This is a genomic window from Ferrimonas sediminicola (assembly GCF_005116715.1).
GTDB lineage: Bacteria > Pseudomonadota > Gammaproteobacteria > Enterobacterales > Shewanellaceae > Ferrimonas > Ferrimonas sediminicola.
Map to the genome: position 1 here is coordinate 99,576 of NZ_SWCI01000010.1, position 10,643 is coordinate 110,218.

Here is a 10,643-nt window from a genome sequence, read left to right on the forward strand (position 1 = left end):
ACTGGGGTAGTGCTGCATCCTTAAGGTAAAACTTTCTCATCAGCCAGCTGCTGCTCTATCAGCTTTGGCTTGAAACCATAGATCAGGGTGTCGCCAATGAGGAGGATGGGCACGCTGTCACAACCCAGGGGTACATGTCTTTGGAGCCAGGTCGGGCCGGCCCCCAGATCACGCTCCTCAAATTTCACCCCCCGGTAAGCAAGTAGTGAGTGGATCTCCCTGCTCGCAGGACACCAGCCGGCGTTGTAGATCACCACCTGGGCCTTGCGGTCACCGGCATGGGTTGAGAAGTCTCCTTGAAATCGGACCGGGGGGTGGGTCAGGCGCTCCAGGCCGACAACCAGAGCCAGTGCCGACAGGGGCAGAAGCAGAAGTTGCGCCAGATTGGTCAGCAGGGGCCAAAGAGAAGACTTGGCTCGCTGGTCCCGGAGCGTCAGCATGACGTACCTCCCGTAGGGATAACAGGAACTGTCCGTTGGGCAGCGAAAAAGGGGGAGAGGTTGTCTGGACCTATCACTCCCTTGACTGCTGCCCAGACGCCGAAAGAATACCGGCTGGGGCGGGGTGCCAACAGTGGCGACTACCGTTCCTTCGTGTGCGAGATCGGCCAGTTACAATGTAAAGCAATGGCCGTTCTGGCTGAAACGAGATCGCATATGCTGCGGGAGGCGGCGACGGTGGCGGCAGCGAGAGGGATGGACGAGCGGGCCAGGCAGAACGAAAAAAACCCTTAGCTCAGAGAGCTAAGGGTTTGAATTTTAAAACTTTAGAGCAGAGCTCTTAGTTCATGCCGTACTTCTTCAGCTTCTTGCGCAGAGTACCGCGGTTGATGCCCATGATGTTGGCAGCACGGGTCTGGTTACCCCGGGTGTACTGCATGATGATGTCCAGCAGAGGCTGTTCTACTTCGCACAGGACCATCTCGTACACTTCAGAGGCTTCCTGACCGTCCAGCTGAGCAAAGTAGTTGCTTACTGCGCGCTTGACGGAGTCGCGCAACAGCTGAGGCTTCACGGTGCCGTTGGGGGTTTCGATCTGGCCTACGGTCAGTTGTGCTTCTGGATGGGAGTTCTGCTGATCAAACATACTGCCTTGCTCTTCAATTAATTTGTTAAACCTGGTCAAAATAACGCGTCAGCGCTTCGAGTTGCGCTGTGGCACTGTCCAAGCGATTAAAGTCGCGGCGTACCGAATCCTGCTGCTGGTGCGTCAGGTACCACCCCACATGCTTCCGGGCGATGCGAAGACCGCGCTCTTCGCCATAGAAGCGGTGCAGTGTGTCCAGGTGCTCCAGCATGATGCCCTGAATCTCTTCCTTTTTCGGGGCGGCCAGTTTGGTGCCGGTACGCAGAAAGTGCTCAATTTCCCGAAACAGCCATGGCTGCCCCTGGGCGGCTCGACCAATCATGATCGCATCCGCCTGGGTAACCTCCAGGACATGACGCGCTTTCTCCGGGCTGTCGATATCACCATTGGCGACAACCGGGATGGACACCGCCTGCTTGATGGCAGCGATGGTGTCGTATTCCGCCTCACCCTTGTACATGCACTGTCGGGTACGACCGTGCACGGCGAGGGCGGCGATCCCCTGTTGTTCGGCAATCTGGGCGATCTCGATGCCGTTTCGATGCTCTGGATCCCAACCGGTGCGGATCTTCAGGGTGACCGGTACCGTCACGGCGTTAACCACCGCCTCCAGTATCCGCTTCACCCGGTCCGGTTCCCGCATCAGTGCGGACCCAGCCATCTTCTTATTCACTTTTTTTGCCGGGCAACCCATATTGATGTCGATGATCTGGGCGCCTCGCTCTACATTGAAGCGAGCCGCCTGGGCCATCAACTCGGGTTCTGCTCCGGCGATCTGTACTGAACGAATTCCGTCTTCATCACCGTGGTCCATCCGCGAGCGCGACTTGTCCGAATCCCAGACTTTGGGATTGGAGGACAACATCTCAGACACGGCTAAACCAGCGCCTAAACGGCGACACAGTGTGCGGAAGGGAAGATCCGTTACCCCGGCCATGGGAGCCACGATCAGCCGGTTTTCCAGTTGATAGGGTCCAATGTGCATGATGACAAATCTCCTCGTACGTTCACGAGGGAGCGCATATTACTCTTTTTTGTCAGTGGTGGGAAGGTCAATAAATGTACGAGGAGCAACTTTTTTTGCTTGACATTATTGGAGTTATTTCAATGGGGTCAGGGCGGCCAAAGTGAGTGGGTACTCACATACCCGACCAGCCCTGAAATTGGTCGTTTTTTAAACGTTTATCTGCGGGTGCCGCTGATTCGACACCAATCCTCCATGACGGCGGTATCATCCAGTTCGAACCACTGGCTGTAAATTTTGCGAAGTTCGTCATTCTGCTCTTTCAGCAGACCGGAGAGTGCCAGGCGGCCGCCGGGCTTCACCAGGCCGGCGATCAGCGGCGCCAGCTCTCTCAGGGGGCCGGCCAGGATGTTGGCAACCAGCACGTCCGCCTGCAGGTTGTCCGGCTGATCATTGGGCAGGTACAGGTCGAGCCGGCTCTCCTCGATGCCGTTGCGGCCAGCGTTGTCGCGGCTGGCGGTCAGCGCCTGGGGATCGATGTCAATGCCGGTGCAGTGCTGCGCCCCCAGCTTCAGGGCCGCCACCGCCAGGATGCCGGAACCACAGCCGAAGTCCACCACCTGCTTGTCCGACAGGTCCAGGCCATCGAGCCACTGCAGGCACAGGGCGGTGGTGGGGTGGGTGCCGGTGCCGAAGGCCAGGCCGGGATCCAGCAGCACGTTGACGGCATCCGGCTCCGGGGCCTCGTGCCAGCTGGGGCAGATCCACAGGCGCTGGCCGAAACGCATCGGCTTGAAGTTGTCCATCCACTCTCGTTCCCAGTCCTTATCCTCCAGGGCTTCCACCTTGTGGGTGAAATCTGGGCCCAGTTCCGGCTGCTCCTGCAACTGGGCCACCACCGACTTCATGTCGGTGATGGCGTCATAGAGGCCGATGACGTCAGTGTCGCCCCACAGCCGGGTCTCGCCGGGCAGGGGTTCGAACACCGGGGTGTCCTTGGCGTCCACGAAGGTCACCGAGACCGCGCCGGTTTCGCTCAGGTGATCGCCGATGCTCTCGGCCAGCTCACCACTGGTGTTAATGCGGATCTGAATCCAGGGCATAGTGCACTCATAGTTAAGGAGGTTTGATTGCCTCTATTGTATGCGACAACGCCTGTGGCTGCATCCGGCCCAGGTGCAAAGCCGGGCGCGTGCTGATATTTTGAACTGGGGTCAATTAGTGTGATTGACCTCACGTGGGCGAAAATCTCATGGGTGATCTTGATCAATGACTGGTGTTTTGTCCCTTAACGAGGAAGTGATGGGGCCGTATCGTTGATCTTCCTCTTCCTATCCCTACAACAACAATAGGTTTTATCTATGACCCCTAATGGAGTAAGCGGTCGTACCGCAGCCAGGCTGGATCGCTGGCAGGGGCTCTCCGGAGCCGCGCTGGCGATCTTCCTGCTGTTCCACCTGCACTTCGAGTCCAGCATTATCTTCGGCAAAGAGGCGTTCTACCGGGTGGTGCGGATCCTGGAGGCGGGCTTTCTTGATCCACAAGGTCACGGCTTCCCGGCGCTGACGGTGCTGGTGGCTCTGATCCTGACCACGCTGCTGTTGATCCACGCCATTACCGCCCTGCGCCGTTTTCCGCAGAAGTACCGCCAGTGGCGTGCCCTGAAGCAGCAGGCGGGTCTGCGCCTGCTGGATACCCGCCTGTGGCTGGTGCAGCTGTTGAGCGGCTTTGCCCTGTTCTTCCTGGTGCCGGTGCACCTGCTTGGCATCCTGCTGGATCCGTCCGCCATCGGCCCCCACCAGTCTGCCTACCGCATTGTCGAGCAGGGTTTTGGCTGGCTGTACATGCTGCTGATGCCCCTGGTGGTGTTGCATGCGGTGATCGGCCTCTACCGGCTCAGCCTCAAGTGGTGGGGGGACAAGCTGTCCCGGGCCACCGTTCGTAAGCTGGCCCTGGGCGTCACCCTGTGGCTGCTGGTGCTGGGCAGCGCCAGCCTGGTGGTATGGCTGGCCGTCGGCCAGAGCCTGCCGGTTCCCCTGACCCCCTACAGCCCCAACTGAGGACAACAATAATGAAAACCATCTATACCGATGCCTTGGTGATTGGCGGTGGGTTGGCCGGACTGCGGGTGGCCATTGCCTGTAAGGAGCGGGGCCTCAACACCCTGGTGCTGTCGCTGATCCCCGCCAAACGCTCCCACTCCGCCGCTGCCCAGGGAGGCATGCAGGCCAGCCTGGGCAACAGCGTCAAAGGGGTGGGCGACAACGAAGATGTCCATTTCCAGGATACGGTGAAAGGCTCCGACTGGGGCTGCGATCAGAGGGTGGCGCGGATGTTCTCCCACGTGGCCCCCAAGGCGGTCCGGCAGGCGGCAGCCTGGGGGGTGCCCTGGAGCCGGGTCAACAGGGGCGATCGCAAGGCGATCGTTAACGCCCAGGAGGTGACCATCACCGAGCCGGAGGAGGCCCACGGGCTGATCACCGCGAGGGATTTCGGCGGCACCAAGAAGTGGCGCACCTGTTATACCGCCGACGGCACCGGCCACTCCATGCTCTACGCCATGGACAACAAGGCGATCAGCCTGGGGATCCCAGTGCATGAGCGTAAGGAGGCGATCGCCCTCATCGAGGATGGCGAGCGCTGTCACGGTGCCATCGTCCGTGATCTGATCACCGGGGAACTGGTGGCCTACCTGGCCCGTACCACCACCATCGCCACCGGCGGTTACGGCCGCCTGTGGTCGGTCTCTACCAACGCCATCATCTGCGAAGGCACCGGCCAGGGGATCGCCCTGGAAACCGGCAAGGTGGCCCTGGGCAACCCGGAGGCGATCCAGTTCCACCCCACCGCCATCGTCCCCGTGGGGATCCTCACCACCGAGGGCTGTCGCGGCGACGGCGGCATCCTGAGAGACAAGGACGGCTACCGCTTCATGCCCGACTACGAGCCGGAGAAGAAGGAGCTGGCCTCACGGGATGTGGTCTCCCGCCGCATGACCGAGCACATGCGCAAGGGCAAGGGGGTGGACAGCCCCTATGGCCCCCACCTGTGGCTGGACATCACCCTGCTGGGACGGGAACACATCGAGAAAAATCTGCGGGAGGTGCAGGAGATCTGCCAGTACTTCCTCGGCATCGATCCCGCCGAGGACTGGATTCCGGTGCGTCCCACCCAGCACTACTCCATGGGGGGGATCCGCACCGATGAGCAGGGGGAAGCCCCCAACCTCAAGGGACTGTTCTCTGTGGGCGAAGCCGCCTGCTGGGATATGCACGGCTTTAACCGACTGGGGGGCAACTCCCTGGCAGAGACCGTGGTGGCGGGGATGATCGTCGGCGAATATGTCGCCGACGCCTGTGACCGCTACGACATGGGCAGCCAGGCCCTGGCCCAGCAGTGCCTCAACCGTGAGCAGGCGGAGCTGGACCGGCTGCTGGCCCGGGAGGAGGGGGAGGATCCCTTCATCCTGCGCCAGGAGATGGAAGCGATCATGATGGACAAGGTGGGGATCTTCCGCACCGGAGAGGAACTGGGCAAGGCGGTGGCCGAGCTCAAGTCCCTGGCGGAGCGCTGCGAGAACCTGGTGGTGAACAACAAGAAGCGCCATGCCAACCCGGAACTGGTGGCCGCCATCCGTCTGCGTAAGATGATCAAGGTGGCCCTGGCGGTGGCCATGGGCGCCGAGGCGCGCACCGAGTCCCGGGGGGCCCACTCCCGTGAGGACTACCCGCAGCGCAACGACCGCGACTGGCTCAAGCGCACTCTGGCGTTCTGGCGCGACCACGACATCGAGCTGGAGTACGAGGCGCTGGATGTGATGGCGATGGAGCTGCCGCCGGGGTACCGGGGGTACGGCGAGGACAACGCCATTGCCCATCCGGACACCGCGCGTCGCCTGCAGGAGGTGGAGGCGATCGCCAAGGAGTTCGATGACCGTCACCAGCGTCAGCAGCAGACCATGGCGTTCGAGCTGCCCGCCAAGTTCAAACCGAAAAACCAGCGCCGTGGAGAGGATCTATGAGCCGTACCCTGACTTTCCGTATCTTCCGTTTTGATCCCCAGCTCCCCGGCGACAAGCCGATGATGCAGGAGTACCAGCTGCAGGAGGCGCCGGGGATGACGGTGTTCATCGCCCTCAACGTGCTGCGCGAACAGCAGGATCCCACCCTGCAGTTCGACTTCGTCTGCCGGGCCGGCATCTGCGGCAGCTGTGCCATGGTGATCAACGGCCTGCCCACCCTGGCGTGCCGCACCCTCACCAGCAACTTCAACAATGGGGTGATCACCCTGATGCCGCTGCCGGGGTTTGAGCTGATCGGCGATCTGTCGGTGAACACCGGCAAGTTCATGCGTGCCCTGTCCGAGCGGCTTCAGGCCTGGCTCAACCCCAAGGAGGTCAACCAGGACATGCACCGGCTGGAACGGCCCATGGAGCCGGAACTGGCGGACGCCATCTACGAGTCGGAGCGTTGCATCGAGTGCGGTTGCTGCGTCTCGGCCTGTGCGACCGCCCAGATGAAGGAGACCTTCGTCGGTGCGGTCGGGTTCAACAAGGTGGCGCGGTTCGCCCTGGATGACCGGGATGCCCGGGACGCGGAGGAGTTCTACCACATCATCGGCGACGAGGATGGGGTGTTTGGCTGCATGACCCTGCTGGGGTGCCAGGACACCTGCCCCAAGAACCTGGACCATCAGGGGCAGATCGCCTACCTGCGCCGCAAGCTGAGCAGCCCGGAACGGATCATCTGAGCTTCTCCGGGACACAGATAAAAAGGCCAGCGCGATGCTGGCCTTTTCTGTTTAATCCAGTTCGATGATGTCGTCCGGCTCACTGGCCAGGTCATCGCTGCTGTCGTCCTCATCCTCGTCGGTGGCGGCGGGGGACTTGGAGCTCATGGTAAACAGCTTGCGCCTTTGGCTCTTGGCAATGTACTTGGTCCAGGCGTGTTCCACGGCGGACTCGGCAGGGCGTTCGCCGTGGGCCATGGAGACAAACTGCTCCTCTTGTGGGGTGGTGGGGGACTGGGTGCCCTCGGCCAGTGCTTTGAGGCGCCGACCGTAGATCTCCAGCAGGTCGGACTCTCTCATGGTGAAGTGGCCTGAACGGGCAAAACCACGGGGAAAATGCTTGTCATCGAAGAAACGACCGGCTGGTTGAAATCCTTCAATTTGGCTCATGACATTCTCTCTCGGTGTACTGTCTAACAGTGCCCTCTTGTAGAGGGCGTTGGTGGAAGATTTGATGGCAAATATAGGACACTTTTATTACTTCGAGATGGGGATTTTGGCAAGTGCCGAGTGCTCATTTGGTGAGGCAATAAACTGCGGTTTGTTTCCTGCGTTGTGTTATGTTTAAAAAACGTTAAGTCGCGCCAGGTGTCTTATGTTTTTAGATTATTTTGCTCTCGCTTTGCTGTTTTTTGTGGGGCTGGTCCTGTTCTACGGCATCATTGCCATCCATGACATCCCCTACGAGATCGCCAAGAAGCGAAATCACCCCCACCAGGACGCCATCCACGTGACCGGATGGGTCAGCCTGTTCACCCTGCATGTCATCTGGCCCTTCCTGTGGATCTGGGCAACCCTCTACCGCGAGGACAGGGGCTGGGGCTTCAAGCATCTGCAGGAGCAGGAGCAGGCGTTGGAGGTCAAGGTGGCCTCTCTGGAGAATGAAGTCGCCAGCCTGAGGGAGCTGGTGACCAGGCTGGACGGGGAGCGATGACAGATGGACCTGCTACTGATACTGACCTACACCGCCCTGTGCGTTGCCATCTTCAAGATCTTCAAGATCCCCCTGAACAAATGGACCGTCCCCACCGCGGTCCTGGGGGGCGTGCTGCTCATCGGCACCCTGCTGCTGCTGATGAACTATAACCACCCCTTTACTCCGGTGGCCCGGCAGATCTTTGTCACCACGCCCATCGTGCCCTCGGTACGTGGCCCCGTGGTAGAGGTACCGGTGGTGGCTAACCAGCCCCTGAAGCGGGGGGACGTGTTGTTCCGCATCGATGATACCCGCTACCGGGAGGTGGTCCAGGAGAAGCGGGCCCAGGTGACCGCCGCCACCGCCGATCGTGATCGCACCAAGGGCGAATACCTCCGCTATAAGGAAGGCTACGACAAGGGTGGCGCCTTCACCCGCTCAGAACTGGATATCCGCGAGCAGCTCTATCTGGCGGCCGAGGCCAAGCTGGCGGCACGCCAGGCGGATCTCACCAAGGCGGAGTACGACCTCAGCGAAACCGTAATACGGGCCCCCAGTGACGGCTATGTCACCCAGGTGGCGCTGCGCCCCGGTATGATGGCGGTCCCCCTGCCGCTGCGACCGGTGATGGTGTTCATCAACAGCAGCGATTCCGCTTATGTCGGGGCCTTCAATCAGCGCTCGCTGCTGCGCATTGCCGAAGGCTTCGAAGCGGAGGTGATCTTTCCTGCCGTACCCGGACGGGTGTTCAAGGGGCGGGTGTCCCAGGTGCTGCCCAACATCGGAGAGGGTCAGTTCCAGGCCCAGGGACAGCTGTTCACCACCGCCAGCCTGATGGGGCAGGGACGTGCCTTCGTTCAGGTTGAACTGGATGACCAGATCGACCAGTACTCCCTGCCCGACGGGGCCAGTGCAGAGATGGCGGTGTATTCGGACCAGTTTACCCACGTGTCGATCATCCGTCGGGTATTGCTGCGGATGAAGAGCTGGCAAAACTACTTGTTCCTTGAACACTGATTTTGTGTCGCGCCAGGCAGCCTGGAACTTAAGCTGTTGTTACCAAGGATGGAATTTGTTAAGAGACGGGAAATAGCGCCGTCGGTATGGCGGACCCAATAAGGAAAATATGATGCTGAACCCTACCTTCAGTCGCCGGCTGATATTGATGCATGAGATCGCCAACCATGAGAAGGCCAGTGTACCGGCGCTGATGAAGAGCCTGGGCTGGCCCCGACGTACCATCCAGGATGTGCTCAAGGCACTGATCGGCATGGGAGTGCAGGTGGAGTTTATCGAAGATGGCGTGCGCCACAACGACGGTTACTACCGGGTCACCGACTGGGGGCCGATCGACCGGATCTGGGTGCGCGACAAGTTGCCCGAACTCCTGTCCACCCTCGAGCGCTGAGCGCCACATAGCAATAAAAAAGCTTCGCGCCGGGCGAAGCTTTTTTATTGGGTGCCGGCTTAAGAGTCGGCTTAGGACTCGGCAACCATGCGGCGGGCGGCTTCCACAACAATGGATACCGCGGCGGATTCGGTCTTCTTCATGGTGGCTTCGTCAGGGATCTCCTGCTGGGTGCGGTTCACAATCACACCGGCCACACAGCCTGCGTACCAGCCCTGGCTGGCGCACATGGTCAGCAGAGTCGCGGATTCCATCTCGTAGTTCAGTACGCCCATCTCTTGCCACTCCTTCATGGAGCCCTTGAAGCGGCGGGTGACGCGACCGGCAACGGTGTCGTAGCGTTCCTGGCCGGGGTAGAAGGTGTCGGAGGAGGCGGTGATGCCCACGTGCGGCTCGTGGCCCAGATCGTTGGCAGCATTCACCAGGGCGGTGGTGCAGGCGAAGTCGGCTACGGCGGGAAACTCCATGGGAGCGAAGTGCAGGCTGGCACCGTCCAGGCGCACGGAACCGTTGGTTACGATTACATCGCCCACGTTGACGTAGTTCTGGATGGCGCCGGTGGTGCCCACACGCAGGAAGGTGTTGATGCCCAGTTGAGCCAGCTCTTCCACCGCGATAGAGGTGGAGGGACCGCCGATACCGGTGGAGCAGATCACCACAGGCTTACCGTCGAGGTAGCCCAGGTAGCTGGTGAACTCTCGGGCACTGGCCAGGAAGGTGGGATTTTCCATCAGTTCTGCAATGCGCTTTACACGCTCTGGATCGCCGGGAACGATGGCCACGGTGGCGCCGTCCAGCATCTCTTTGGTCAAGCCGAGGTGGAACACTGTGCTCATGGTTGTTTCCTTAATAGAAGTAGAAGTCGGTGGTACTAAAGCCGGTGAAACTGGTTTTCGTAATTAAACAACATTCAGTTCACGTATTTGTAGACCCATGTGGCATAAATAGCCCATTTTTGCGTCCATGCCTGTGATCTAAGCACAAAAAAAGTAACTTTTGCCCGGCGTGACCAAAAAAAAACCAATCAAACCGGTTTGGTCAGATTTCCCTTGCAGGAAGCGTTCCAGCCCCTATAATGCGCTTCCTGTCGACGGGGCACAGCGGGTCATCAAACACCGTGCTGAGCAAAACATCGACACCCGGAAAATCCTTTGAAAATAGGGGTTGACGGGGGATGAGGAAAGCGTAGAATGCGCAGCCTCGGCAACGCAAACAACGTTGCCACGCTCTTTAACAATTAGTCAGACAATCTGTGTGGGCACTCGCGCAGGATTGATATCTCATATATCAATGTTGCACTGAGTGACTATAACAAGTTAATTCAGTAATTCATTGAGTCGAAGTTTTCGGACTTCAAAAAACTTTTTAATTGAAGAGTTTGATCATGGCTCAGATTGAACGCTGGCGGCAGGCCTAACACATGCAAGTCGAGCGGAAACGACATCATTGAAGCTTCGGTGAATTTGATGGGCGTCGAGCGG

The 10,643-nt window shown here is 59.7% G+C and carries 12 protein-coding genes and 1 rRNA gene; 7 read left to right on the plus strand and 6 right to left on the minus strand.

From position 1 onward, the window contains the following. Positions 1-20: 20 nt before the first annotated feature. The 4 genes from FCL40_RS14320 to prmA all read right to left on the minus strand — a co-directional run bounded on the left by FCL40_RS14320 (position 21) and on the right by prmA (position 3,153). Complete coding sequence (locus FCL40_RS14320) at positions 21-440, minus strand: glutaredoxin family protein (RefSeq protein WP_136853983.1); 420 nt, start codon at positions 438-440, stop codon at positions 21-23. Between the two features lie 340 nt (positions 441-780). Then, complete coding sequence (gene fis / locus FCL40_RS14325) at positions 781-1,086, minus strand: DNA-binding transcriptional regulator Fis (protein WP_028109733.1); 306 nt, start codon at positions 1,084-1,086, stop codon at positions 781-783. Positions 1,087-1,111: 25 nt separating this feature from the next. Beyond that, a complete protein-coding gene (gene dusB / locus FCL40_RS14330) occupies positions 1,112-2,071 on the minus strand; it encodes a tRNA dihydrouridine synthase DusB (RefSeq protein ID WP_136853984.1) in 960 nt (319 codons plus the stop codon). Positions 2,072-2,268: 197 nt separating this feature from the next. Then, entirely contained in the window at positions 2,269-3,153 is an 885-nt protein-coding gene (gene prmA / locus FCL40_RS14335) for a 50S ribosomal protein L11 methyltransferase (RefSeq protein WP_136853985.1), read from the minus strand. 258 nt (positions 3,154-3,411) lie between these two features. On the opposite strand from prmA, the gene FCL40_RS14340 reads away from it, so the two are divergent. Genes FCL40_RS14340 through FCL40_RS14350 form a run of 3 tightly spaced genes read left to right on the plus strand, consistent with a single transcriptional unit; the run spans position 3,412 to position 6,799 of the window. After that, entirely contained in the window at positions 3,412-4,110 is a 699-nt protein-coding gene (locus tag FCL40_RS14340; protein ID WP_136853986.1) for a fumarate reductase cytochrome b subunit, read from the plus strand. Positions 4,111-4,121: 11 nt separating this feature from the next. After that, a complete protein-coding gene (locus FCL40_RS14345) occupies positions 4,122-6,071 on the plus strand; it encodes a fumarate reductase flavoprotein subunit (protein ID WP_136853987.1) in 1,950 nt (649 codons plus the stop codon). Then, positions 6,068-6,799, plus strand: a complete 732-nt coding sequence (locus FCL40_RS14350) for a fumarate reductase iron-sulfur subunit (RefSeq protein WP_136853988.1) — start codon at positions 6,068-6,070, stop codon at positions 6,797-6,799. Before FCL40_RS14345 ends, FCL40_RS14350 begins: the two co-directional genes overlap by 4 nt. 51 nt (positions 6,800-6,850) lie before the next feature. On the opposite strand, the gene maoP is transcribed toward FCL40_RS14350, so the two are convergent. Beyond that, on the minus strand, positions 6,851-7,228 hold the full coding sequence (gene maoP, locus FCL40_RS14355) for a DUF413 domain-containing protein (RefSeq protein WP_136853989.1): 378 nt from the start codon (positions 7,226-7,228) through the stop codon (positions 6,851-6,853). Between the two features lie 205 nt (positions 7,229-7,433). Here maoP and FCL40_RS14360 point away from each other — a divergent pair, with 205 nt between their 5' ends. From FCL40_RS14360 to FCL40_RS14370, 3 genes are all read left to right on the plus strand, one after another. Then, entirely contained in the window at positions 7,434-7,772 is a 339-nt protein-coding gene (locus FCL40_RS14360) for a DUF3302 domain-containing protein (protein WP_136853990.1), read from the plus strand. Positions 7,773-7,775: 3 nt separating this feature from the next. Then, a complete protein-coding gene (locus tag FCL40_RS14365) occupies positions 7,776-8,771 on the plus strand; it encodes an efflux RND transporter periplasmic adaptor subunit (RefSeq protein WP_136853991.1) in 996 nt (331 codons plus the stop codon). Between the two features lie 112 nt (positions 8,772-8,883). After that, positions 8,884-9,162, plus strand: coding sequence for a helix-turn-helix domain-containing protein (locus tag FCL40_RS14370; protein WP_229360339.1), 279 nt, complete (start codon positions 8,884-8,886; stop codon positions 9,160-9,162). 71 nt (positions 9,163-9,233) lie between these two features. Here FCL40_RS14370 and udp read toward each other — a convergent pair whose 3' ends face one another. Then, positions 9,234-9,998 carry a uridine phosphorylase gene (gene udp / locus FCL40_RS14375; RefSeq protein WP_136853993.1) on the minus strand — a complete coding sequence of 255 codons (765 nt, stop codon included), beginning with the start codon at positions 9,996-9,998 and terminating at the stop codon, positions 9,234-9,236. Positions 9,999-10,528: 530 nt separating this feature from the next. On the opposite strand from udp, the gene FCL40_RS14380 reads away from it, so the two are divergent. Further along, positions 10,529-10,643, plus strand: a 16S ribosomal RNA gene (locus FCL40_RS14380); the annotation flags it as partial.

What these genes read in the sequence shown, in the direction of transcription:
- FCL40_RS14320 (WP_136853983.1), bottom strand. Translation starts at nt 440, where the DNA reads ATGCTGACGCTCCGGGACCAGCGAGCCAAGTCTTCTCTTTGGCCCCTG.
- fis (WP_028109733.1), bottom strand. Translation starts at nt 1,086, where the DNA reads ATGTTTGATCAGCAGAACTCCCATCCAGAAGCACAACTGACCGTAGGC.
- dusB (WP_136853984.1), bottom strand. Translation starts at nt 2,071, where the DNA reads ATGCACATTGGACCCTATCAACTGGAAAACCGGCTGATCGTGGCTCCC.
- prmA (WP_136853985.1), bottom strand. Translation starts at nt 3,153, where the DNA reads ATGCCCTGGATTCAGATCCGCATTAACACCAGTGGTGAGCTGGCCGAG.
- FCL40_RS14340 (WP_136853986.1), top strand. Translation starts at nt 3,412, where the DNA reads ATGACCCCTAATGGAGTAAGCGGTCGTACCGCAGCCAGGCTGGATCGC.
- FCL40_RS14345 (WP_136853987.1), top strand. Translation starts at nt 4,122, where the DNA reads ATGAAAACCATCTATACCGATGCCTTGGTGATTGGCGGTGGGTTGGCC.
- FCL40_RS14350 (WP_136853988.1), top strand. Translation starts at nt 6,068, where the DNA reads ATGAGCCGTACCCTGACTTTCCGTATCTTCCGTTTTGATCCCCAGCTC.
- maoP (WP_136853989.1), bottom strand. Translation starts at nt 7,228, where the DNA reads ATGAGCCAAATTGAAGGATTTCAACCAGCCGGTCGTTTCTTCGATGAC.
- FCL40_RS14360 (WP_136853990.1), top strand. Translation starts at nt 7,434, where the DNA reads ATGTTTTTAGATTATTTTGCTCTCGCTTTGCTGTTTTTTGTGGGGCTG.
- FCL40_RS14365 (WP_136853991.1), top strand. Translation starts at nt 7,776, where the DNA reads ATGGACCTGCTACTGATACTGACCTACACCGCCCTGTGCGTTGCCATC.
- FCL40_RS14370 (WP_229360339.1), top strand. Translation starts at nt 8,884, where the DNA reads ATGCTGAACCCTACCTTCAGTCGCCGGCTGATATTGATGCATGAGATC.
- udp (WP_136853993.1), bottom strand. Translation starts at nt 9,998, where the DNA reads ATGAGCACAGTGTTCCACCTCGGCTTGACCAAAGAGATGCTGGACGGC.